Consider the following 23,467-nt stretch of genomic DNA (forward strand, 5'->3'; position numbering starts at 1 on the left):
CGGTCGTAACTTTCCGGTGCGGATCGCGTTCGATCGCGCTAAGAGATCAAGCAGTTACGTTACGTCAGACCGCGGCGAGCTCCCTCCGAGCAGCCCTGCGCCGGGCCGCGACCTGGGGGTCGAGTGCCGGTACGGCGGCGAGCAGCTGCTTGGTGTACGGGTCCTGGGGGTTGTCGTACACCTCGTCGGCGGGGCCGGACTCGACGATCCGGCCGCGGCGCATCACCGCGACCCGGTCGCTGACCTGTCGTACCACGGCGAGGTCGTGGGCGACGAAGACGAGCGCGAGCCCGAGTTCGCGCTGCAACTCGCCGAGCAGGGCGACCACTTGGGCCTGGGTGGTCACGTCCAGCGCGGAGACGGGCTCGTCGCAGACGATGACGCGCGGGTCGGCCGCGAGCGCCCGCGCGATGCCCACGCGCTGGCGCTGGCCGCCGCTGAACTCGTGCGGGTAGCGGTCGTAGTGCGCCGCTTCGAGCCCGACGCGCTCCAGCAGTTCCGTCACGCGCCCCCGGATGCGCTTCTCGTCGCGCTCGCCACGCGCGCGTAGCGGATCGGCGATCGACTCGCCCACGCTGCGGCGGGGGTTGAGGGAGGAGACGGGGTCCTGGAAGACCATCTGGACGGCCGGATTCACGCCCACGCGCGCGTGCCCCTCGTCACGGACCTCTCCGGCCGTCGGTGCCAGCAGCCCGACCAGCATCCGCCCGAGCGTCGTCTTGCCGCTGCCGCTCTCGCCGACGATGCCGAGGGTCTCGCCGCGGCGGAGGGTCAGCGACACGTCGTCCACGGCGGCGAACGCCCGCTTGCCGCGCCCGAACTCACGCCGCAGCCCGGTCGCCTCCAGGACCACGTCCCCGGAAGCGCCCGAGGAGACCGCCGGGGCGTTCTCCGTCACGGCCGCAGAGGCGGCCTTCGCGCCCTCCGCCGAAGGCCCCGGCAGGGCAACCCGGCCATCCCCTGCCACGGATTCCGAGAGGGCCCCGGGTGTCGTCCGTCGTGCGTCCACCCGGGGGACCGCCGCCAGCAGCTCCCGTGTGTACGCCTCCGCCGGCGCCTCCAGTACGTCCGCGACCGGCCCGTGTTCGACCACGCGCCCGTGCCGCATGACGAGCACCTCGTCGACGCTCTCGGCGGCGACGCCCACGTCGTGCGTGACGAGCAGCAGGCCCATGCCGGCCTCCTCGCGCAACGCATGCAGCAGATCGAGGATCTGGGCCTGGACGGTCACGTCGAGCGCGGTCGTCGGCTCGTCGGCGATCAGCAGCTGGGGCTCGCAGGCCAGCGCCATGGCGATGAGCGCGCGCTGGCGCATACCCCCGCTGAACTCGTGCGGACGGGAACGGGACCGGCGCTGTGCGTCCGGAATTCCGACCCGGTCGAGTACCTCCACCGCACGCGCGCGTGCCGACCGTCGTGACACGCGCGTGTGCACGCGGTACACCTCGGCGATCTGGTCGCCGATCGCGTAGTACGGGTCGAGGGACGACAGCGGGTCCTGGAAGACCATGGCGGCCTTTCCGCCGCGCAGCCGCCGCAGTTGGTCGTCGGACGCCGCCTGTAGGTCGGTGCCGGCGACCTCGATCGAGCCGCCGACCCGCGCGCCCGTCCCGCGGTGCAACCCCAGCAGGGCCGAGGCGACGGTGGACTTGCCGGAGCCGGACTCGCCGACCAGGGCCAGGGCGGCGCCCTGCTCCAGGGTGAAGGAGAGGCCGTCGACGGCCGTCAGGTCGCCGAACTCGACGGTCAGATCCGTGACTTGGACGAGACTCACGTCAGTACCACCCGTCGGTCGGCCACCGCGTACAGCACGTCCGCGACGGCGTTGGCGAGCACCACGAAGAAGCCGATCACCAGGACCATGCCGACGACGACCGGGAGGTCGACCACGTTGACCGCGTGGACGAGTTCCTGGCCGATGCCGGGGAGGCCGAAGAGGGTCTCGGTGAGGACCGCGCCGCCGATCGCCGAGCCGACGTTGTTGGCGTTCAGCGCGATGACGGGCGCCAGGGCGCCGCGCAGCGCGTGCCGTACGACGATCGTCCGCTCGGCGACGCCGTAGGCGCGGAAGGTGCGGATGTGGTCCTCGGCCAGCGTCTCCAGCATCGATGCCCTGGTCATCCGGGCGAACGCGGCGGCTTCGATGAGGGCGAGCGAGAGCCAGGGCAGCAGCAGGTTCCACGCCCACTGCTCGGGGTCGTCGGTGAGGCTCACGTACTGCGGGAAGGGCAGTAGTTGGAGTTCGCCGCAGACGACGATCATCAGGACCAGGCCGATGACGAAGACCGGGGTGGCCCAGCCCGCGAGGGTGAGGCCGGTCAGCAGCCGCTCGGTGAACCGGCCGCGCCGCCAGGCGGAGAGCACGCCGGTGCCGACGCCGAGGATCAGCCACAGCACCATGGCGCCGAGGACGAGCGAGAGGCTCACCGGAAGCTTGGTCAGGATGATGTCCAGGACCTGCTGGTCGCTCTGGTAGGAGAGGCCGAGGCAGGGGGCCGAGCAGTGCGCCACCGAAGTGCCGGTCGAGTAGTCCTGACCGGCGATCAGGCCCACCAGGAAGTGCCAGTAGCGCAGGTACAGCGGGTCGTCGAGCTTGAGCTGCTCGGCGACCTGGCGCACCTGTTCCGGGGAGCAGCGCGGGCCGCAGGTGATCTGGGCGACGTTGCCGGGGGTGGCGTAGAAGACGACGTAGACGAGCACCGAGATGGCCAGCAGGGTGATCACGGCGCCGACGGCGCGTCGCAGGAGGAAACCTCCGAAGCCGCTCATGCGGTGCCCTCCTTGCCGGCCTTGGCCTCTCGCTTGCGGCCCGCGCCGACGCCCAGGCGGGAGGCTGCGCGCGGGTCGAGGGCGGTGCGGATCCCGTCGCCGAGGACGGTCAGGGCGAGAACGGTGACGAACAGGGCGCCGGCGGGCAGCAGCAGGTACTGCGGGGCCGCCTGGTACCAGACGTCCGCGGCGGTGAGCATCTGTCCCCAGGACGGCGTCGGGGGCTTCACGCCGACGCCGAGGAACGACAGGGCCGCCTCGACGCTGATGTTGACCGGCACGAGGATGGCGGCGTACGTGATGACCGGCGCGGCGAGCCCGGGCAGCAGCTCCCTGCGGGCGATGCGCCAGGTGCCCCACCCGCTGAGCCGCGCGGCGGAGACGTAGTCGAGCCCCTTCAGCGTGAGCGTCTGGGCGCGTACGACCTTCGAGATGCTGCCCCACGCGATGAACCCGATGACGAGCGTGACCAGTACAGGTCGGGGGAAGCTCGCCGGGACGATCGCGAGCAGCGCCAACGACATGATCATCAGTGGCATGGCGACGAAGATGTCCGTGAGCCGGCTCAACAGTTGATCAATCCATCCACTGCCGAGCGCGGCGGCGACACCGATGACGACGCCGAGGACGACCTGGATCACGGTGGCCGCCAGCGCGACCCCCAGCGAGACCCGCGCCCCGTACACCAGCCGCGCGAACAGATCACGCCCGGTCTGCGGCTCCACGCCCAGCCAGTGGTCCGCGCCGATCCCGCCGAAGGAACCGATCGGCACTCCCCCGCGCGCGGAGTCGATGAGCGAGGGGTGGTAGGTGGTCGGGTCCTGGCCCTCGATCGCTGTGAGCAGCGGGGCCGCCACGGCGACCAGGACCAGCAGCGCGACGACTCCCGCCGCGACGAGGGCGGCACGCTGCGCACGCAGCCGCCGCCAGAACTGACGAGCCCCCGAGGCCCCGGGGACGGGCTCCACGCCCGCCCCGGCGGCCTCAGTGGCGACAAGTGCCTCGCTCACGGCGCTACTTCACCGCGAGCTGCGAGATGTCCAGGACACCGGTCCAGTCGCTGATCACGACGTTCCTGATGTCCTTGCCGACCAGTCGCTTGTAGACGGGGTGGAACAGCGGCACGGTCAGCGCCTGCTCGCCGATCTTCTTGTCCAGTGCACCCCACCTCTTGGCGGCAGCGTCAAGATCGGTCAACTTGTTGATCGCGTCAATCTCGGCATTGACCGACTTGTCATTGAGCAGGCCCGTGTTGAAGTTCGCACCGTCCTTGACGATCTGCCGGCCGTCGAAGATCGGGGCGAGGAAGGGACCGCCGGAGGGCCAGTCGGCACCCCAGTGGGCGAGGAAGAAACCGGGCTCCGTCTTCACGCTGTGGATCGTGTCGGAGTAGTCGTTCTCCTCCAGGCCCTGCAGCTTGACCGTGATGCCGGCCTTCTTGAGCGCGTCCTGGATCGCGGTCGCGATCTCCGGGCTGGTCTCGAAGTCCTTGGCGTTGGAGTGCGTCAGCGTGACGGTGAGCCCGTTCTTGTAACCGGCCTGCGCCAGCAGTTCCTTGGCCTTGGCCGGGTTGCCGGTCTTGCCCGCCGGGAACAGGTCGTAGGGCTCGTAGCCGAAGGACTTCTGGTTCGGCAGGTAGGTGGTCGCGGCCTCGGCGAGCGCGCTGCCGCCGGCCGCGTTGATCACCGACGAGCGGTCAATGGCGTACGAGATCGCCTGCCGCACCTTGGCGTTGTTGAACGGCTTGACGGTCGGGTTGAACGCTATGTAGTTCGTGTAGCCGAAGTGGCCCGTACCGACGCGAGAAGCAAGATCCTTGTCGCCGGTCACCTTGGCGAGCTCGGCCGGACCGAGGTTGGTGTCCGTCGTGACGGCAGCCGCGTCCGTGCCCTGGGAGGCCGACAGCCGCTGGTTGATCACCGACGAGTCGAGGCCCGACTTCACGTCGACCTTGTCCGGGTAGGCCTTGCGCTCGGCGTCCGTCGCGGTCGACCAGTACTTGTTGCGCTCCAGGACGATGTGCTCGCCGTTGTTCTCGTTCTTCACGACCTTGTACGGGCCGGACGAGACCGGGTGCTCCGCGTACTTCGTACCCGTGTCCTTGGCCTTCGGGACGGGCGTGAACTGCGTCTGCGTGGCCAGGTACGGGAACTCGCCCTCGGGCTTGTTCAGATGGAAGACGATGGTCTGCGCGTCCGGCGTCTCGATCGCCGACAGGCCCTTCTTGTCCTTGTACGGCCCCTGGTAGTCGGCCGCGCCGACCAGCCAGTCCCTCAAGTAGGGCGCGCCGCCGGACAGTTCGGGCGCAAAGGAGCGCTCGATGCCGTACTTGATGTCGGCGGACGTGATCGCGGTGCCGTCCTCGTACTTGAGGCCCTTCTTCAGGGTGTACGTCCACACGGTCGCGTCCTTGTTGGCACGCCCGGTGTCGGTGGCGAGGTCCGGGACGACCTTGGCGCCGGCCGCGCCGTTCTCGCGGTTGCGGGTGGTGAGCGTACGGAAGACCAGGGACGGGACGTTGCCGCCGCCGGAGGTGTACAGACGGGCGGGGTCGAAGTTCTCCTGCGGGCTGGAGTTCAGCACCGTCAGGGTGCCGCCCTTGTGCGGCGTGGAGTCGCCACCGGAGCCCTTGGCATCGTTGTCCTTCGGCCCGCAGGCGGCGGCGCCCGCCGCCAGAACCAGGCCTACGGATGCGGCGGCCACGCGGCGCGCTCTGACGGACGGTTGACGCATCGGAATGACGACCTCTCGGAGTGGTTCGGGCCCCGGCGAACCGGGATGAGCCCGAATGGTGAGACGGATGGACGAGGAGTGAGACGAAAGTGAACAGACCTCTGCCCGGGCGTCAGGCCGTCGAAAACCGTGACCGGGTCACGGAAGAGGAAAAGATCGCGACGCGAACGCCTGAGGGCGAGCGTCAGCGACAGTGGATGTCGGCCACGCAGAGCGCGGTCACGCCGATGAGCGCCAGCTCGATGGCGGCGCGGTCGTAGGCGTGGGGGGTCGACATGCCCAGAAATATGTATGAACTTTCTGCGCATGTCAACGTGACGTATGAGGCGCCTGTCAACTCCCGGGGTACGGCCAGGGATTGGGCAGGCAGTGGATCCCGTTGTGGTCGAGGAACTTGGTCTGCTGCTGCATGACTGGTGCGAGCTGGCCGTTCTTGGTGCAGGTGACGTGGCTGTAGCCGAGCCGGTGGCCGACCTCGTGGTTGATCAGCATCTGCCGGTAGGCGTGAATTTGGTCACCGTATGTCTTCGATCCCTGGGCCCACCTGTACGCATTGATCATCACGCGCTCGGTGGCCGCCGAGTCGCACGAGACGTTGTCCTCGGTGGTGTCGAGCCCGGACTTGGCGCACCATTTCGCCGTCGTGCCGGGGCTGGCGAGCGTGATCACGAAGTCGGGCTTGCCGGTGTAGACGCGCTCGAAGGTGCGGGCGCCGTTGTGGGCCCAGCTCCGCTTGTCGTTGAGCGTCTTCTGCACGGCCTGCGCGAAGAGTTCGCCGTCCAGCCCGAGCCCCTGCTCCACGTCCACCCGGTAGGTGTACTTCCGTCCCGTGCCCGGCGCCTTGTCGAACCCGGGGACCGCGTCGAACTTCCCCGACCCCTTCAGCGTGGCGCTGAGGGGGTACTTCTCCCCCATCGCCTGCGCATACGTCAGCGTCGCGACGCTCGGCGACGAGGACGGCTGCGTGGCCGGGTCCCGGGCGTCCCGCGCCTGGTCGGTGGCCGACTGCGTGCCTACGCCGGTGTCGTTGCGCCCGTGGGTGACCTGGCCGGCGACGATCACGGCCAGCACGGTGGTGACGGCGGCGGCCGCGATACCGGTGAACGTCCGCCCCTTGCTGCCCCTGGCCTGCGCGGGCACGCCCGTCGGCGGCGCGTCGTCGTCGGTCTCGGAGGGGACGCCGACACCGGTGCCGGGGTCCCAGTCGGTGACAGGCACGTGCGCCGGGACAGCGGTACGGGGCGCGAAGACGTCGTCGTCCTCGTCGAAGGCGTCGACGTAGTCCTGCCGTGGCCCACCGCGCGGCGCCTGCCGCTGCCGCGGAATGGCAACACCGGGCCCGGCAGCGCCCGGCCCCCTCAACTCACCCCATCCACCACCGGCTTCACGCTGCTCGGGGTGACCGCCGCGGACTTGGGGGGTGCCGTGCGCGGGGGTGCCGTCGGGAAGACGGGGAGTGCCGTGCGCGGGCGTACCGTCCGCCGTCCTCGGCGCCCCGTACATCGGAGCCCGCTGCTGCCCGACCGGCGGCCCAGGCACCCGGCGGCCGCCCGCACCGCCCTGCTCCGCACGTATGTCACCGGCGGCACCCTTCGCGGCGGCAGCGCCCCCGCGGCGACTGTGGCGTCCCACGTCGGCCCTCAGCTCCCCGCGCTCTCGGCAGCGGCCTCGCCGTCGTCGACGACCGGGCCACCTCCGTCGGGGGAGGCCGCGCCTGCGGCGGAAGCCGGTTTCCCGAACGGGAAGCCGTCGGCCAACTCTCCCGCGTCGTCGAGGAGTTCACAGAAGGCCCGGGCCACCGTCTCCGGGTACTCCATCATCGCCACGTGACCCGCTTCCGGCAGGGTGAGAAGGCGGGAGTCGCGGAAGGCGCGGGCCGCCCGCTGGGCCATGCGGAAGCCGACGAGCTGGTCCCGGCCGCCGTAGACGAGCAGGGTCGGGGCGAGGACGCGCTCGGCCTGGCGCCACAGGCCGTGCTGGCCGCCCAGCGTGTAGGCGTTCACCACCCCGCGCGCGGAGCGCGTCAACGCGTCCCAGAAGTACGGCAGTTGGAGGCGCCGCTCCATCTCCTCGACCGCATTGCGGAAACCTTCCGGCGTCACCCGCCCGGGGTCGCCGTAGCAGAGCGCCATGACTCCGCGGACCCGCTCCTCCGCAGACCACTCCTTGGTGAACCGGCTGAAGAGTCCGGCGACACCGGGCAGCGCCAGCATCGCCGTGGGGACCGCGGTCCGCTGGACGCGGATCTCCGGCAGCGCCGGCGACACCAGCGTCAGCGTCCGTACGAGGTCCGGCCGCAGCGCCGCGACGCGGGTGGCGACGGAGCCGCCGAGCGAGTTGCCGAAGAGGTGCACGGGCCCGCGTCCGGCCGCGTCGAGGAAGCGGATGGCCGCGCGCGCGTGCCCGGTGACCGAGTAGTCGCCGTCATCCGGCGGCGGCGAGTCGCCGAAGCCCGGCAGGTCGACGGCCTCGCCGTCGACGACACCCTCCAACTGCTGCATCAGCGCCGACCAGTTCTGCGAGGAACCGCCGAGCCCGTGGACGTACAGCGCGGGCGGCAGTCCCTCACGGGCCGGTGGTCTCGCCCGCACCGACAACGTGATCCCCGGCAGCCCGACCGACCTGAGCCGCTCACCGTCCGCGACCCTGACGGGCGCCACCTTCGGGAGCGCAGTGGTCGCCGGCACGGAGGGCAGCTCGGTCGAAGACATGCGGCAATGTTACGAGACGATCACGCAGTGGCTCGTGTGTTCGCCGTCACAGATCGCCTGCACACTGCATAGCGTCCGCTTCGGGTGTCTCCTAGGCTCGTACAGAGGGCACCCGCTGTGGCCCCTGCTTCTTCCAGGGACATTCGTAGGAAGGGAGCCCAACCATGGCCGTAGACCCCACCGATCCCGAGACGTTCGAGGACGAGGACACGCAGGAAGCCCAGGAGATCGACGTCGAGGCTCCCGAGAACGACGCCGCGGAACAGTACGCGCACCCGGCACCGGACCGCGACGACCCTCTCGAGGACGTGGACCCGGCCCGTGCGAACGAGGCCGACCTCGTCGAGCAGCGCCGCGTCGTCTCCATCGACGAGGACGACTACCGCTGACGCGGGATACGAGGGCGCCGGAGGGTGCCGCTGAGCTGGAACGAGGCGATCCACTGCCCACTTTGATCCGTTTTGAAACCCTCTGCACAGCTTTCGCCGCCGTCCGGTCCGTGAAATTCTGCGCTCGCACCGCGCACACCGGGGTTACCGAAAAGTACGATGGCCGCGCGGCGCACACCGCATGTGGACGATTTTGGGAGGCGGCGTGACAGCCATCGAGCAGACAGAGGCGGCACGCCCGCGGGGCACCCGCCTGCCGCGCCGTGCCCGACGGAACCAGTTGCTGGGCGCCGCGCAGGAAGTCTTTGTGGCGCAGGGGTACCACGCGGCCGCGATGGACGACATCGCCGAGCGGGCCGGCGTCAGCAAGCCGGTGCTCTACCAGCACTTCCCGGGCAAGCTCGACCTCTACCTCGCACTGCTGGACCAGCACTGCGAGTCGCTGATCGGGGCGGTACGCGGAGCACTCGCGTCGACGACCGACAACAAGCAGCGCGTACGGGCGACGATGGACGCCTACTTCGCGTACGTCGAGGACGACGGCGGCGCCTTCCGCCTGGTCTTCGAGTCGGACCTGACGAACGAGCCGGCGGTGCGCGAGCGCGTCGACAAGGTGACGACCGAGTGCGCGGAGGCGATCTGCGAGGTCATCGCCGAGGACACCGGCCTCTCGCGCGCGGAGTCGATGCTGCTGGCCTCCGGCCTCGGCGGCCTCGCCCAGGTGGTGGCCCGCTCCTGGCTGCACAGCGACCGCAGCGTGCCGCGCGACCAGGCGGTGCAGTTGCTGACGTCGCTCGCCTGGCGCGGTATCGCGGGCTTCCCGCTGCACGGCACCGAACAGCACCACTGACACGCACACGCGCGTGGGGGCCGTTTGTTCCCCTCCGCTGTTCGCTCCTGGCGTGCAGGCCCGGAGCGTGCACATCGCCTCACCGGGCTAATGTGTGCTGGGTACGGCGCGTATAGGTCGCGCACATCACTGACCGTCGGAGGGACATAGCCGTGGAGGTCAAGATCGGCGTGCAGCACGCGCCCCGCGAGATCGTTCTGGAGAGCGGTCAGAGTGCCGAGGAGGTCGAGCGGGTCGTGGCCGAGGCACTGGCCGGGAAGTCGCAGCTGCTGACCCTCGTGGACGAGCACGGCCGCAAGGTCCTCGTCCCGGCCGAGCGCCTCGCCTACGTCGAGCTCGGCGAGCCGGCCCCGCGCAAGGTGGGTTTCGGAGCGCTGTAGGCGCACATCAGCACATCACGGGAGGGGCCCGGCGACCATCGGTCGCCGGGCCCCTCCCGCTTTCACTCCAAGATTTTTTTTCTCCACATCTGGAGCACAAGTCACGCACAGAGGAGGATTGTATTCCGCAGGTCACGGGTATGACGGGCTACGACCGTGATGGGCAGTGTGGCCGTGTGGGAGGGACCTCATGATGTTGTTCGAAGCGCTCGGCTCCGCACTTCTCGGTCTCGTGCTGGCATGGGCGGCGATCCACCGCCTGTCCGACCGTCTGCCCACCCGTTCCCTGGTGCTCGCGACCGGCGTCGCCGGGTCCCTCTTCGGCGCCTTCGTGACGCACAGCGCGCTGGACCCCGGCAACATCCTGTTCATCCTGCTCGGCGCGGCGATCGTCTCCGCGGCCTCGCTCTCCCTGCTGGTGCGCCCGGCCGGGAGACTCCGCCGGCGATCAGCGCCGGCGTAGCCCCGACCGGGACGACCAGGACAACCAGGAAGGCGAGAGCTAGGCGGCGAGCCCCAGGGCGGCCATCCTCTTCGTGTGGGCCTCGGTGATACGGGAGAACATCCGGCCGACCTCGGCGAGGTCGAACCCGTCGGCCACGCCCCCCACGAGCATCGTCGACAGCGCGTCGCGGTCCGCGACCACCCGCTGGGACTGCGACAGGGCCTCGCCCATGAGACGCCGGGCCCACAGCGCGAGACGGCCGCCCACGCGCGGATCGGCGTCGATCGCGGCGCGCACCTTCTCCACGGCGAAGCCGGCGTGCCCGGTGTCGTCCAGAACGGCCAGCACCAGCTCGCGCGAGTCCGCGTCGAGCCGCGCGGCCACCTCGCGGTAGAAGTCACTGGCGATCGAGTCGCCGACGTAGGCCTTGACGAGCCCCTCCAGCCAGTCCGAGGGCGCCGTCTGCCGGTGGAAGCCGTCCAGCGCGGCGACGAACGGCTCCATCGCGCGCGTGGGCTCCTCGCCGATCTCCGTGAGCCGGTCGCGCAGCCGCTCGAAGTGGTGGAACTCCGCCGACGCCATTTTCGCCAGCTCCGCCTTGTCCGCCAGCGTCGGCGCCAGCTTGGCGTCCTCCGCGAGCCGCTCGAACGCCGCGAGTTCGCCGTACGCGAGGGCACCGAGGAGGTCGACGACCGCGGCCCGGTACTGCGGGTCCGCGGAGGCCTTGGCCCAGTCCTGGGCGGCCACTCCGGTGTGCTCGGCGGGTGCGTCAGAGGTGTTGTCAGGCGTCGTCATGAAGCGCACAATAGTCCGCTTGCCGAGCCGTGGAAGTCCCTGGTCAATCAGTGTGATGACGGCTACGTGACCAAATCGGCCATCGCGTGTGCGTGATTCCGGGGTATGGTGGTAATGCGCCTGCCGACTACTCGACGGGCCGCACGTATGAGGATGCCCGGTCGGTGGCCCGATCGGCTCCGACCCGACAGCCCTCCATATCCGTACGGCACATCGCGTACGGCGTCCGGAGGGACCCCCTCAGCGGTACGAGCGCTAGAGCGTCGGCAGTGGTCCCGTGCGTTACGGCAAGCCCGTAAGGCAGCCGACGTCCCCCGGCACGGTCCGTCAAAGACCCCCGCGCTCGCCTCGCACCGCGCACACAGAAGAGGCAGCACCCTGACTACCACGTTCAGAGATCTCGGCATCCTTCCCGAGACCGCCGAGGCCCTCGAGGCCGTCGGCATCATCACCCCCTTCCCCATCCAGGAGATGACCCTCCCCGTCGCCCTCTCCGGCACGGACGTCATCGGCCAGGCCAAGACCGGCACCGGCAAGACGCTGGGCTTCGGCCTCCCGCTCCTCGAGCGCGTCACCGTCCCCGCGGACGTCGAGGCGGGCCGCGCGAAGCCCGAGGACCTCACCGACACCCCGCAGGCGCTCGTCGTCGTCCCCACGCGCGAGCTGTGCACGCAGGTCACCAACGACCTGCTGACCGCGGGCAAGGTCCGCAACGTACGCGTTCTGGCCATCTACGGCGGCCGGGCCTACGAGCCCCAGGTCGAGGCCCTCAAGCAGGGCGTCGACGTGGTCGTCGGCACCCCGGGCCGGCTGCTCGACCTCGCGGGCCAGAAGAAGCTCAACCTCAAGCACGTCAAGGCCCTCGTCCTCGACGAGGCCGACGAGATGCTCGACCTGGGCTTCCTGCCCGACGTCGAGAAGATCATCAATCTGCTGCCGGCCCGCCGTCAGACGATGCTGTTCTCGGCGACCATGCCGGGCGCGGTCATCGGTCTCGCGCGCCGCTACATGTCGCAGCCCACGCACATCCGCGCCACCGCGCCGGACGACCAGGGCGCGACGGTCGCGAACACCTCGCAGCACGTGTACCGCGCGCACAACATGGACAAGCCCGAGATGGTCGCGCGCATACTGCAGGCCGACGGCCGGGGACTGGCCATGGTCTTCTGCCGTACGAAGCGCACCGCGGCCGACCTCGCCGACCAGCTCAAGCAGCGCGGTTTCGCGGCCGGAGCGGTCCACGGCGACCTCGGCCAGGGCGCCCGCGAGCAGGCGCTGCGCGCCTTCCGCAACGGCAAGGTGGACGTCCTCGTCTGCACCGACGTCGCCGCCCGCGGCATCGACGTCGAGGGCGTGACGCACGTCATCAACTACCAGTCTCCCGAAGAGGAGAAGACGTACCTGCACCGCATCGGCCGCACCGGCCGCGCGGGCGCCAAGGGCATCGCGATCACCCTGGTCGACTGGGACGACATCCCGCGCTGGCAGCTGATCAACAAGGCGCTGGAGCTGTCCTTCAACGACCCGCCGGAGACGTACTCCACCTCCCCGCACCTCTTCGAGGAGCTGAACATCCCCGCGGGCACCAAGGGTGTCCTGCCGCGCGCCGAGCGCACGCGTGCCGGGCTCGACGCGGAGGAGCTCGAGGACCTGGGCGAGACCGGCGGTCGCGGTGCACGCGGTCGTGGTGGCCGCCCCGAGCGGGGCGGCCGGGGCGAGTCCCGGTCCGCCGAGCGTGAGCGCCCGGAGCGTACGCCGCGTCGCCGCCGCCGTACGCGCGCTGGGGCGGCGGCGGACGCGACGGCCGCTCCGGAGGCCTCGACGGCGGTCTCGCCGTCCGAGGAGACCGCCGGTCCCCGCACCCCGCGTCGCCGTCGCCGCACCCGCGGCGGTTCGGCATCGGAGCTGGTGACGGCCACGACCACGGCACCCGAGGCCGCGGAAGCCGCCGTCACGACGGCGGAGGGCCCCGCCCTGGACGCCCCCGAGGCCCCGTCGCAGCCGCGCCGCCGCCGCACCCGCAGGTCCGCGGAGGGCACGGCGGCTGCGGAGTCGCTCGCCGCTGAGGCTCCGGCGACAGAGGAAGCCCCGGCAGCCGCGGAGCCCGAGGCTCCCGCCGCCACGCCGCGCCGCCGCACCCGCAAGGCGACGGCCGCCGCGGAGACCGCGGTCGACACGGCCGAGGCCACCGAGACCAAGCCCCGCACCCGGACCCGCAAGGCCACGGCCGCCGCGGAGACTGCTGTCGCCACCGCCGAGGGCACCACCGAGTCGGCCCCCGAGCCGACGGAGACCGCACCGCGCCGCCGCACCCGCAAGGCGACGGCCGCCGCGGAGTCCACGGTCGACACGGCGGAGGCCACCGAGGCCAAGCCGCGCACCCGGACCCGCAAGGCCACGGCTGCCGCCGCGGAAGCCGCGGTCGACACGGCCGAAGCAACCGAGGCCAAGCCCCGCACCCGGACCCGCAAGGCCACGGCCGCCGCAGAGACCGCCGTCGCCACCGCCGAGGCCACCGAGGCCAAGCCGCGCCGCACCCGCAAGACGGCCGCCGCCGCGGAAGCCGCGGTCGACACGGCCGAGGCCGCGGAGGCCAAGCCCCGCCGTACGCGCAAGACGGCGGCTGCCGCAGAGGCCACCGCCGATGCGGTCGAGGCGAAGCCGCGCCGTACCCGCAAGGCCGCCACCGTGGCCGAGATCCCGGCGCAGGCCGCCGAGGAGCCCGAGGCCAAGCCCCGCACCCGCGCCCGCAAGGCGACGGCTGCGGCGGAGGCTGCGGTCGACACCGCCGAGGGCGCGGAAGCCAAGCCGCGCCGTACGCGCAAGACGGCCGCCGCCGAGGAAACCACCGAGGCCGCGCCCACTCGGCGTACCCGCAAGGTCGCCGAGTCCTCCGACGCCGCCCCGGCGCCGGAGGTGGCGAACCCTCGTCGTACCCGCAAGGCGACTGCTGCGGTCGACACGGCCGAGGGCGCGGAGGCCAAGCCGCGCCGCACCCGCAAGACGGCCGCCGCCGCGGAGCCTGCCGAGGAGGCGAAGCCCCGCACCCGCGCACGGAAGGCGGCGACCGCCGCGGTCGACACGGCGGAGGCCGCCGAGGCGAAGCCGCGCCGCACCCGCAAGGCCGCCACCGTGGCCGAGATCCCGGCACAGGCCGCCGAGGAGCCCGAGGCCAAGCCCCGCACCCGCGCCCGCAAGGCGACGGCTGCGGCGGAAGCTGCGGTCGACACCGCCGAGGCGAAGCCCAGGGCGCGTCGTACGCGGAAGGCCACGGCCGCCGCGGAGCCCACGGAGAGCTGACCGCTCACTCACCGACGGCCCGGCCCAGCTCACCTGGGCCGGGCCGTCGGCGTTCCCACACCCGCATGCATGCCCGCCGGCCTTCCTCCCCGGCTGCCGGCGCCCCCCACGGCCCTCTCCCCTCACCCCCGGATGCCCCAGCCCCGGTTCCCACACCCGCAGGCATGCCCGCCGGCCTTCCTCCCCGGCTGCCCGCACCCCCTACGGCCCTCCCCCCTCACCCCCGGATGCCCCAGCCCGTCCCCCTCCCCGACACCCCGGCCCGATAACCTCACCTCATGAGCAGGCCCCCGACCTTCACCCCGCCCCCCGGCGCCCGCGCGTACTCGCTGCGCACCGCGCGCGGAGAGTTCGCCGTCGTCGACGCGCCCGTGGCGGACGGCGTCGCCCCCAAGGGAACCGCGCTGCTGCTGCCCGGGTTCACCGGCAGCAAGGAGGACTACAACCCGCTGCACCAGCCGCTCGCGGCACGCGGCTACCGGACCGTCGCGGTGGACGGGCGGGGGCAGTACGAGTCCGACGGGCCCGAGCACGACGAATCGGCCTACGCCCAGGCCGAGTTGGCGCAGGACGTGCTCGCCCAGGCCGCCGCCCTCGGCACCCCCGTGCACCTCGTCGGCCACTCCCTCGGCGGGCAGATCGCGCGGGCCGCGGTGCTGCTGGACCACGCCCCCTTTCTGTCCTTCACCCTCATGGCCTCCGGCCCCGCCCAGATCTCCGGCTCCCAGCAGCAGCGCGTCAAGCTGCTGAGGGACGCGCTCGCCGTGATGAGCATGGCCGAGGTGTGGGAGGCGATCCAGGCCATGGAGTCGCCGGAGGAGACCGAGACCGGGGAGTCCGGGGATCTGGACGGCGGCCTCGACGACCAGGACGACCTGCGCCGCCGCTGGCTGGGCAACAAGCCGGCCCAACTCATCGCCACGGGCCGCCAGTTGTGCGTGGAACCGGACCGCGTGGCCGAGCTGGCCGCCGTCCGGCTGCCGTTCCACGTCCTGTCGGGTTCCCGTGACGACACCTGGCCGGTGACCCTGCTCGACGACATGGCGCTGCGCCTGCGCGCACACCGCACCGTCGTCCAGGGCGCCGAGCACTCCCCCAACACCGACAAGCCCCTCGAGACGGCCCGCGCCTTCGCCGACTTCTGGGACCGCAACAGGCCCTAGTACGGCCCTAGTACTGCCCTAGTACTGCGCCTGCAGGTGCTCCCAGAACCCGTCCCGCAGCGCGCGCCGCAGGTCCGCCTGCCCGCGCAGGGAGTACTGCAGCAGCCCCTCCGCCTCCACCAGCAGGTCCTGGTCCACCGAGCCCGGCAGGTAGGGGTGGCCGGGCAGCAGTTCCGCCAGGGAGTCGCGGCCCCGCGCGGCCAGCCACTTCGCCGCGATCTGCGCGCCGACGAAGCGGACGTCCTCGCGGGTGGGGCGGGTGGCGGTGGCCTCGTAGGCGGCCGCGGTGCGCCGGGAGACGTACGGCTTGAAGAAGTCGAGGTCGAGGGTGCGCTGGCTGTCGACCTCCCAGAGCAGGGGCTCCGCCTGGTTGCGCCCCTCGGGGGCCTCGATGCCCCAAAGGTGGACGCGTGCCCCGTACCCCTGCGCCGCCTCGACCGCCGACACCAGGTCCTCGTCGCCGCCCAGCAGTGCCGCATCGCTGATCGCCCGGTGTCTGGCCAGTGACTCCAGGTCCGTCCTGATCAGCGAATCGACGCCCTTCTGCTGGTTGTTGGCGTTCAGGTTGCCGAGCCGGACCTTCACATCCGGGAGTTCGGCGATCGACTGCTGCTCGGCGGTGTGGATACGGCGGCGGGCGCCGTCGTACCAGTAGACGCGGAGCAGCCGGCTGTCCGCGAAGATCGTGCGGGCCCGGTCGATGAGCGCCTCGATCAGCCCCTCCGCGTCCAGGTCGAACGCGCGACGGTCCTCCGTCCCTGCCACCAGCCGCCCCGCGGCCGCGTACAGGTAGCCCGCGTCGACGAAGATCGCATGGGTCGAGGGCGTCTTCGCCACCTCGGCGAGCATGCGCTGCAGCAGCTCGTTCGTGCGGTCGATGCGGGCGCTGAGGGCCGCGAGGTCGTCGTTCATCGTCTCCATTGTCCCGGCGGTCACGCTGCGAACACAACCGGTCCCGGTCGGTCTCCTCGACGGTGTCTTACCGGCTAGTAGTTAGACGTTCGAAAAATTTCTTTAGCGTAGGGAATGTTTGTAACACGCAGGCCGTTGACTAGGACGTACACAGAGAGACGAAGGGAGAGGCCGTGCGCTTCGAAATCATGCGACTTGACGAGGTCAACGGCACGACCGTGGACAGCACCGTCGTGGACGCCGCCTCCGTCAACCGGATCGTTCAGCAGGCCGCCGCCATCGGACAGCGGCTCTGGATCCGACCGGCCGAGAGCTCGGCCGCGTAACAGACGACAACGACGCAGACGCGGATCACCGCAGCAGCTTCAGAGCCCCCGTACGGCATCGACGCCGTACGGGGGCTCTGCGCATACAAGGCGCTCCGCGGGGCTCAGGCGCCCTTGATCACCTGCGTGACGCCGTTGATGATCTGCTGCACGGCGATCGCGGAGAGCATCATGCCCGCGAGCCGCGTCACCAGGACCACGCCCCCGTCCTTGATGACCCGGATGATCAGCAGCGAGTACCGCATGACCAGCCACAGCACGACATGGATGGCGAGGATCGCCGCCCACACCGACATCTGCGTGGCGACACTGTCGGCCTTCTGCACGGCGAGGATGACGGACACGATGGCACCGGGGCCGGCCAGCAGCGGCATGCCCAGCGGTACGAGCGCCACGTTGACGTCCTTGGTCTGCTTCGGCTCGTCGGTCTTGCCGGTCAGCAGGTCGAGGGCGATGAGCAGGAGCAGCAGCCCGCCCGCGATCATCAGCGCGGGCACGGAGACGTGCAGGTAGTTGAGGATCTGGTGCCCCAGGAGCCCGAAGACGGTGATCACACCGCCCGCCACGCACACGGCCTGGAAGGCCATCCGCTTCTGCACCTTGCCGGGGCGTCCGGCGGTCAGGGCGAGGAAGATCGGGGTGATCCCGGGGGGATCCATGATGACAAAAAGGGTCAGGAACAGGGAGCCGAAGACGGCGACGTCGAACATGGGTGAGCTACACGCCTTGCAGGAAAAGAAATGGACGGGAGGGGGAGGTGCGGAATGGACCCTCAGGCTCCGCCGGTCCCCGGCACTGGGAACGCCCCGGTCGCCCGCCGGGTGATCTCCCCGTAGACCTCGGGATCCGTGACGTACTCGCCGAGCACGCACGTCTTGCGGCTGCCGTGGTAGTCGCTGGACCCGGTGGTCAGCAGCCCCAGTTCCTTGGCCAGCCCCCGCAGCCGCGCCCGTGTCTCCAGGTCATGGTCCATGTGGTCGACCTCGATGCCGTCGAGCCCGGCGGCGGCCATCTCGGTGATCGCGGACTCCGGCACCGTACGGCCGCGCTTGCTGGCCCCCGGGTGCGCGAAGACGGTGACCCCGCCCGCGGCCTTGACCAGCCGGATCGCCTCGAAGGGGTCCGTCTCGTGCTTCTCGACGAAGGCCCGCCCCCCGTCGGCCAGCCAGTCCTCGGTGAATGCGTCACTCACGGTCGGTACGACGCCGAGCTCGACGAGCGCGGTCGCGACATGCGGCCGCCCGACCGTCCCGCCCTTGGTGATCCGCTCGACCTGCTCCCAGGTGACCGGCACGCCCAGCCCGTTCAGCTTGGCGACCATGCCCTTGGCCCGCGGCACCCGGTCGTCGCGCACCAGCTCGCGCTCGGCCAGCAGCGCCGGCTCCTCGGGGTCGAAGAGGTAGGCAAGCAGGTGCATGGAGACACCGTCGATACGGCAGGACAGCTCGGCCCCGGTGACAAGCGTGAGCCCCTCCGGCACCGCGGCAATCGCCTCGGCATACCCACGGGTGGTGTCGTGATCGGTCAGCGCGACGACGTCCAGCCCGGCCGCGGCAGCATTGCGCACCAGCTCGGCCGGGGTGTCCGTACCGTCGGAAGCAGTGGAGTGGGCGTGCAGATCGATACGCACTACGCGGACTCCAGGCGATGACGGAACAGAAGCGGACGCTCAAGGATAACCGGATTTTCACGGCCCCCTGTCACACCCGCACCTACTGAGCGCCCCCTACCAACACCGCCTTCAGGGGCGCGGGGAACTGCGCGATCAGCCACCCACAATCCGCACACGCCAGACAACCCCGCACCCCACCCCAGTAGGCGCTACGGCTCAAGCAAGCGCGGCGACAGCGCCCCGCAGGGCACCAGCTCCACCTCGGCCCCCGCATCCCGCAGATCCGTCAGCACCAACTCGTCGTACATCAGCAGCCCCGACTGCTCGGGCCACACAACCGCCCACAGCCACAACCCACGCGCCTCGCCCGCGAACACCGCCCGGTCGTCGGCGCTGCCGGCGACATGCCACAGCGGAGTGGGCCGCCCACCCGCCAGCACCTTGGCCTGGGGCGGCTTCTCGACGTTCATGTACGGCCCCGGATCCGGTCCGTCCATGCCCGCGTACCGCGCACCGAGCCCGACACCGAGCTCCTCGGCGACCAGGATCAGCTCCCCTATGCCGCCGAGCGGCCCCGGCCCGGAGCAGGCCACGGCAGTGGCACGACCACCATGGCGGTCGTCACCCGCACAGGCCACGCCCGTGAACAGCCAGCCGACCGGCAGCGGCCACGGCATCCACACCGGTACCTGCGTGCGGTGCACCACGACATTGAGGGCCTCGACGCTGGGCGGGATCACGGGCTGCAGCGGATGCACGGTGCCGTGCACATCGCACTGCCAGGAATCGGCGAAGAGTCCGGGAGCCCTGACCCGGCCACCACACTTCGGGCAACTGGGTTCGCCCCTCATAGGGCCCCACGGTCCTACCCCCGCTCCCCCACGTCAAGGACGATCACCCGTCCGGACGGAACCCTTCACCGGAACCCTCACCACCGGAAGTAGATGCATCTTGCATTAATTAGCCGCCCTAACTTACTGTGTGCATACACCAACTAAATCCTGATCGGGACCCGATCGAGAGTGGAGGAAGCATGGACGACCCATTCGACGCGGGAGCGGGCGGCATCCTGCGGCAGCCGAAGGCCGTGTGGGCGACGGCCGGTGCGTCCGTCGTGGCCTTCATGGGCATCGGACTCGTCGACCCGATCCTGCCGTCCATCGCCAAGGGCCTCGACGCCACGGCCGGCCAGGTCTCCCTGCTCTTCACCTCGTACTTCCTGATCACCGCGGTCGCCATGCTGGTCACCGGCTTCGCCTCCAGCCGCATCGGCGGCCGCAAGACGCTGCTGCTCGGTCTCGCCTTCGTCGTGGTCTTCGCGGGCCTTGCCGGTACGTCGAACTCGGTCGCCGAACTCGTCGGCTTCCGCGCGGGCTGGGGCCTGGGCAACGCACTCTTCGTCTCGACCGCCCTCGCGGTCATCGTCGGCGCGGCGGCGGGCGGCAGCGCCGCCGCGATCCTGCTCTACGAGTCCGCACTCGGCCTCGGCATGGCCTGCGGCCCGCTGCTGGGCGCGCTGCTCGGCAACCAGAGCTGGCGCTACCCCTTCTTCGGCACCGCGTTCCTGATGGCGGTCGGCTTCCTGTGCATCACGGCGTTCCTCAAGGAGCAGCCGACGCCGGCGCGGAAGACCTCTCTCCTCGACCCCATCAAGGCGCTCGGCCACGGCGGCCTCGCCTCCGCGGCCGTATCGGCGTTCTTCTACAACTACACCTTCTTCACCGTGCTGGCCTTCACACCGTTCGTGCTGAACATGACCCCGTACAAGTCGGGTGCCGTGTTCTTCGCGTGGGGCGTGCTCCTCGCCGTCTTCTCGGTGCTCGTGGCCCCGCGGATGCAGGAGCGCTTCGGCTCACTCAAGGTGCTCGGCAGCTCGCTGGTGCTGCTCGCGGCCGACGTCCTCGTTCTCGGCTACGGCAGCCACACCACGGCCGTCGTCTGCACGATCCTCTCCGGTGCCTTCATCGGCGTGAACAACACGGTGTACACGGAGCTGGCCCTCGGCGTATCGGACGCGCCCCGTCCCGTGGCGAGCGCGGGCTACAACTTCGTGCGCTGGTTCGCGGCCGCGGCCGCGCCGTACTTCGCGCCGAAGATCGAGGAGTGGAGCGACATCCACATCCCGTTCGTGGTCGCGGCGGTCACCGCGGTGCTGGGCGCGGTGGTCGTGCTCGTACGGCGGAACGCGCTCACGCACGAGGCCGAGGAGTCCGAGCCGAAGCACGCGACCGAGGACGGCGTCACGGTCTTTGCCAACTGACCGATTCCGGCCGCGCGTTGGTGAGCTTGCTCACTCGGCGTTCAGTCCAGCGGGACGGACCTGCGGGACGGATCCCGCAGGTCCGTCCCGTTCGTCAGCCAGCGCTCCTGGAGGGCCTGGGCGCCGTGCACACGCTTCCAGGCGGCCTCGTTCGGCGTCATGGGGAGCAGGGGCAGGAAGCGGACCGGATCGAGCGGCTCGTCGAGGTCGAGGTCCTCGACCAGACCGCCCGGCTCGGCGACCAGGACGGAGCTGAACGGGGCGCCGGGCCACAGGGGTTCGCCGACGTCGAGCGAGGCGCCGGGGGCCACGATCACGCCCTCGACCTGGGGGGACGCGGCGAGTACGGCCAGTGGGCGGAGCGCCTTGTCGGTGTCGGCGAGGCCGCCGCGCACTGAGAGGACCAGCTCCGCGCGCGGGCCCTTGACCGGGTCGGCGAGCACCGCGGTGGGGTCACTCATCGGCTGCGCGGACATGCCGAGCGTGGCGTAGCGGACGATGTCGCCCTCCTGGAAACGCAGCACCTCGATGCGGTCCGTGCCCAGGAACGTGACCGCCGCACGCGCGTCCGGTTCACCCAGCGCGCTGCGCAACCGGGCCTCGACCAGAGGGAGAACATCAACCATGCGGTGAGCATAGAACTCGTCAGTACCGGGCAAAGCAGCGCCTTGACACTTTGGGCGGCTGGTAGTCTGGCCCGGTCGTCGGGGCAGCACGCAGAAGCGTCGCGATCAAATCCCGACGCCGATTGAGACTCCCCTACGGGAGCGAATCGTCCCTTACGAGGGACCGGCCGGAGGAGGTGGGGCTGTCATGGATCGAAGTCACCCGTGCAGTACCACTCGCTCTTCCCGCCGCTGATACAGCTGATCCGGCTCTGGCTGACTGCCGCCTTTCACGCTCACGTCTTCCCGCGGAAGAGCACTTCGTTTCGTTTTGCCTGATCTGTCTGATCTGAATCAGTAGCGAAGCTCGCCACCGCGACGGTGCGGTGCTCCCCGCTTTGTGGACGTGCCAAACACCCGCAGCCAGGACGTCCCCATTCCGGGCAGTTCCATCCGTCGTCGGCGCCCTTTCGTTGCCTGTCACGAAGGAGCCAGCCATGTCGATGATCCGTGACCTCCGCGCCGCGGTCCGGCCGTCCCGCATCTCCCTGCGCAAGGACACCGGCGTGTACGACACGACTCGCGACCCCTCGACGCCGTCCGCCGTCGTCGACTGCGCGGTCTACCGCGACGGGGCCCGCGTCGACACCGGCAAGCCGCTCACCCCGCACGAGGCGATGCGCAAGGTGCGCCGCGACGGGGGCTTCGTGTGGATCGGGATGCACGAGCCGACCGAGGCCGAATTCGCCGGTATCGCCCGCGAGTTCGGGCTGCACCCGCTGGCCGTGGAGGACGCGGTCCAGGCCCACCAGCGGCCCAAGCTGGAGCGCTACGACGACTCCCTCTTCACCGTCTTCAAGACCATCCACTACGTCGAGCACGACGAACTCACCGCCACCAGCGAGGTCGTGGAGACCGGCGAGGTCATGTGCTTCACCGGACGGGACTTCTTCATCACCGTCCGGCACGGCGGCCAGGGCTCGCTGCGCGCGCTGCGGCACCGGCTGCAGGACGACCCCGAGCTGCTCGCCAAGGGCCCCTCTGCGGTGCTGCACGCGATCGCCGACCATGTCGTCGACGGCTATGTCGCGGTCGCCGACGCCGTCCAGGACGACATCGACGAGGTGGAGACCGAGGTGTTCTCGCCGGGGCGCCGGGGCGGTGTCTCGCGCGGTGTGGACTCGGCGCGGATCTACCAGCTCAAGCGCGAGGTGCTGGAGTTCAAGCGGGCCGTGGCCCCGCTGCTGCGCCCCATGCAGCTGCTGAGCGAGCGGCCGATGCGGCTGATCGACCCCGACATCCAGAAGTACTTCCGGGACGTCGCCGACCACCTCGCCCGCGTCCAGGAGCAGGTCATCGGCTTCGACGAGCTGCTCAACTCGATCCTCCAGGCCAACCTCGCGCAGGCGTCCGTCGCGCAGAACGAGGACATGCGCAAGATCACCGCCTGGGCCGCGATCATCGCCGTACCGACGATGGTGACCGGGGTGTACGGCATGAACTTCGACCACATGCCCGAGCTCCACTGGCGGTTCGGGTACCCGCTGGTGCTCAGCTTCACGGTCGGGGTCTGCCTGGCCATCCACCGCACTCTGAAGCGGAACGGCTGGCTGTGAGGGCGCCTCGATAGGCTGGGCCCATGACAAGCGAGCTGCTCGACCAGGCCCTCGTCGAGGAGGCCACCAAGAAGTCCGGCCTCATCTGGGTCAGGGGTCCGGGTGCCGCGGCCCGTGCGCTGTGGCACGTGTGGCACGAGGGTGCCGCGTGCGTCGTCGGCGACGGACCGGGCGAGCAGCCGCTGCCGGGGCTGGCCGACGGGGCCGGCGCCGAGGTGACGGTCCGCAGCAAGGACAAGGGCGGCCGGCTGGTGTCCTGGCCGGCGAAGGTCGTGGAGCTGACGCCGGGTTCCGAGGCGTGGGAGGCGACGGTCGCCGAGCTCAAGGGCAAGCGGCTGAACGCCCCCGACGGCGAGGCCATGCCGGGCCGTTGGGCCCGCGAGTGCCGGGTGCTGCGGCTGGAGCCCGTGGGGGCCTCGGCGCCCCTGCCCGACGGCAGCCTGGCCGAGGCGCCGCTGCCTTCGCCGGCCACGACTCGTCAGCCGATGCCTGCGGGGTTGCCGCGGCTGCTTTTCAGGAAGCGCAGGCGCCGCTAGGCGCTCCGCGGGAGGGGCCGTCTTCGTCTGCGGCGCCATCGTGGCTGGTCGCGCCCACGCGGCGG

Annotated in this window: 23 protein-coding genes; 10 read left to right on the plus strand and 13 right to left on the minus strand. The window is 70.8% G+C overall.

All coding sequences use genetic code 11. The features are described 5' to 3' along the window. Positions 1–64: 64 nt before the first annotated feature. The 7 genes from ACFY10_RS16135 to ACFY10_RS16165 form a co-directional block, all read right to left on the minus strand. Positions 65–1,774, minus strand: coding sequence for a dipeptide ABC transporter ATP-binding protein (locus tag ACFY10_RS16135; protein ID WP_390665746.1), 1,710 nt, complete (start codon positions 1,772–1,774; stop codon positions 65–67). Further along, positions 1,771–2,769, minus strand: a complete 999-nt coding sequence (locus ACFY10_RS16140; RefSeq protein ID WP_390665747.1) for an ABC transporter permease — start codon at positions 2,767–2,769, stop codon at positions 1,771–1,773. Before ACFY10_RS16140 ends, ACFY10_RS16135 begins: the two co-directional genes overlap by 4 nt. Continuing rightward, a complete protein-coding gene (locus ACFY10_RS16145) occupies positions 2,766–3,779 on the minus strand; it encodes an ABC transporter permease (protein ID WP_390665748.1) in 1,014 nt (337 codons plus the stop codon). Before ACFY10_RS16145 ends, ACFY10_RS16140 begins: the two co-directional genes overlap by 4 nt. A gap of 4 nt (positions 3,780–3,783) precedes the next feature. Then, entirely contained in the window at positions 3,784–5,502 is a 1,719-nt protein-coding gene (locus tag ACFY10_RS16150) for an ABC transporter substrate-binding protein (RefSeq protein ID WP_390665749.1), read from the minus strand. 184 nt (positions 5,503–5,686) lie between these two features. Then, positions 5,687–5,779, minus strand: a complete 93-nt coding sequence (locus tag ACFY10_RS16155) for an Ms4533A family Cys-rich leader peptide (protein ID WP_390665750.1) — start codon at positions 5,777–5,779, stop codon at positions 5,687–5,689. A gap of 56 nt (positions 5,780–5,835) precedes the next feature. After that, positions 5,836–7,134, minus strand: coding sequence for a DUF3152 domain-containing protein (locus tag ACFY10_RS16160; protein ID WP_390665751.1), 1,299 nt, complete (start codon positions 7,132–7,134; stop codon positions 5,836–5,838). Between the two features lie 8 nt (positions 7,135–7,142). Beyond that, entirely contained in the window at positions 7,143–8,213 is a 1,071-nt protein-coding gene (locus ACFY10_RS16165; RefSeq protein ID WP_390665752.1) for an alpha/beta fold hydrolase, read from the minus strand. 164 nt (positions 8,214–8,377) lie between these two features. Here ACFY10_RS16165 and ACFY10_RS16170 point away from each other — a divergent pair, with 164 nt between their 5' ends. From ACFY10_RS16170 to ACFY10_RS16185, 4 genes are all read left to right on the plus strand, one after another. Further along, positions 8,378–8,602, plus strand: coding sequence for a hypothetical protein (locus ACFY10_RS16170; protein ID WP_390665753.1), 225 nt, complete (start codon positions 8,378–8,380; stop codon positions 8,600–8,602). 205 nt (positions 8,603–8,807) lie between these two features. Beyond that, a complete protein-coding gene (locus tag ACFY10_RS16175) occupies positions 8,808–9,452 on the plus strand; it encodes a TetR/AcrR family transcriptional regulator (RefSeq protein WP_390665754.1) in 645 nt (214 codons plus the stop codon). A gap of 152 nt (positions 9,453–9,604) precedes the next feature. Next, entirely contained in the window at positions 9,605–9,832 is a 228-nt protein-coding gene (locus ACFY10_RS16180; protein WP_030929216.1) for a DUF3107 domain-containing protein, read from the plus strand. Positions 9,833–10,025: 193 nt separating this feature from the next. Beyond that, on the plus strand, positions 10,026–10,295 hold the full coding sequence (locus tag ACFY10_RS16185) for a hypothetical protein (RefSeq protein WP_390666175.1): 270 nt from the start codon (positions 10,026–10,028) through the stop codon (positions 10,293–10,295). Between the two features lie 39 nt (positions 10,296–10,334). Here the strand turns inward: ACFY10_RS16185 and ACFY10_RS16190 are convergent, their stop codons facing one another. Beyond that, on the minus strand, positions 10,335–11,072 hold the full coding sequence (locus tag ACFY10_RS16190; protein WP_390665755.1) for a ferritin-like fold-containing protein: 738 nt from the start codon (positions 11,070–11,072) through the stop codon (positions 10,335–10,337). Between the two features lie 471 nt (positions 11,073–11,543). Here ACFY10_RS16190 and ACFY10_RS16195 point away from each other — a divergent pair, with 471 nt between their 5' ends. Beyond that, on the plus strand, positions 11,544–14,372 hold the full coding sequence (locus ACFY10_RS16195; RefSeq protein ID WP_390665756.1) for a DEAD/DEAH box helicase: 2,829 nt from the start codon (positions 11,544–11,546) through the stop codon (positions 14,370–14,372). A 278-nt stretch (positions 14,373–14,650) separates the two neighbouring features. Next, positions 14,651–15,535, plus strand: coding sequence for an alpha/beta fold hydrolase (locus tag ACFY10_RS16200; protein WP_390665757.1), 885 nt, complete (start codon positions 14,651–14,653; stop codon positions 15,533–15,535). Between the two features lie 18 nt (positions 15,536–15,553). On the opposite strand, the gene ACFY10_RS16205 is transcribed toward ACFY10_RS16200, so the two are convergent. Further along, positions 15,554–16,447, minus strand: coding sequence for an NYN domain-containing protein (locus tag ACFY10_RS16205; protein WP_390665758.1), 894 nt, complete (start codon positions 16,445–16,447; stop codon positions 15,554–15,556). A gap of 173 nt (positions 16,448–16,620) precedes the next feature. Between ACFY10_RS16205 and ACFY10_RS16210 the strand changes: the two genes are divergently transcribed. Beyond that, positions 16,621–16,773, plus strand: coding sequence for a hypothetical protein (locus tag ACFY10_RS16210; RefSeq protein WP_390665759.1), 153 nt, complete (start codon positions 16,621–16,623; stop codon positions 16,771–16,773). A 104-nt stretch (positions 16,774–16,877) separates the two neighbouring features. Here the strand turns inward: ACFY10_RS16210 and ACFY10_RS16215 are convergent, their stop codons facing one another. The 3 genes from ACFY10_RS16215 to ACFY10_RS16225 all read right to left on the minus strand — a co-directional run bounded on the left by ACFY10_RS16215 (position 16,878) and on the right by ACFY10_RS16225 (position 19,236). Further along, positions 16,878–17,483, minus strand: a complete 606-nt coding sequence (locus ACFY10_RS16215) for a MarC family protein (protein ID WP_390665760.1) — start codon at positions 17,481–17,483, stop codon at positions 16,878–16,880. A gap of 62 nt (positions 17,484–17,545) precedes the next feature. Continuing rightward, entirely contained in the window at positions 17,546–18,403 is an 858-nt protein-coding gene (locus tag ACFY10_RS16220) for a PHP domain-containing protein (RefSeq protein WP_390665761.1), read from the minus strand. A 191-nt stretch (positions 18,404–18,594) separates the two neighbouring features. Continuing rightward, positions 18,595–19,236, minus strand: coding sequence for a DUF6758 family protein (locus tag ACFY10_RS16225; RefSeq protein ID WP_390665762.1), 642 nt, complete (start codon positions 19,234–19,236; stop codon positions 18,595–18,597). A 182-nt stretch (positions 19,237–19,418) separates the two neighbouring features. Between ACFY10_RS16225 and ACFY10_RS16230 the strand changes: the two genes are divergently transcribed. After that, entirely contained in the window at positions 19,419–20,645 is a 1,227-nt protein-coding gene (locus tag ACFY10_RS16230) for an MFS transporter (protein WP_390665763.1), read from the plus strand. 41 nt (positions 20,646–20,686) lie between these two features. On the opposite strand, the gene ACFY10_RS16235 is transcribed toward ACFY10_RS16230, so the two are convergent. Next, entirely contained in the window at positions 20,687–21,271 is a 585-nt protein-coding gene (locus ACFY10_RS16235; protein ID WP_390665764.1) for a suppressor of fused domain protein, read from the minus strand. Between the two features lie 476 nt (positions 21,272–21,747). On the opposite strand from ACFY10_RS16235, the gene ACFY10_RS16240 reads away from it, so the two are divergent. Both ACFY10_RS16240 and ACFY10_RS16245 read left to right on the plus strand, forming a co-directional pair. Next, entirely contained in the window at positions 21,748–22,866 is a 1,119-nt protein-coding gene (locus ACFY10_RS16240) for a magnesium and cobalt transport protein CorA (protein WP_390665766.1), read from the plus strand. Positions 22,867–22,889: 23 nt separating this feature from the next. Next, positions 22,890–23,402 carry a hypothetical protein gene (locus tag ACFY10_RS16245; RefSeq protein ID WP_390665767.1) on the plus strand — a complete coding sequence of 171 codons (513 nt, stop codon included), beginning with the start codon at positions 22,890–22,892 and terminating at the stop codon, positions 23,400–23,402. Positions 23,403–23,467 lie beyond the last annotated feature (65 nt).

This window comes from Streptomyces sp. NPDC001401, from assembly GCF_042895385.1.
In the GTDB taxonomy this organism is placed as follows: Bacteria; Actinomycetota; Actinomycetes; order Streptomycetales; family Streptomycetaceae; genus Streptomyces.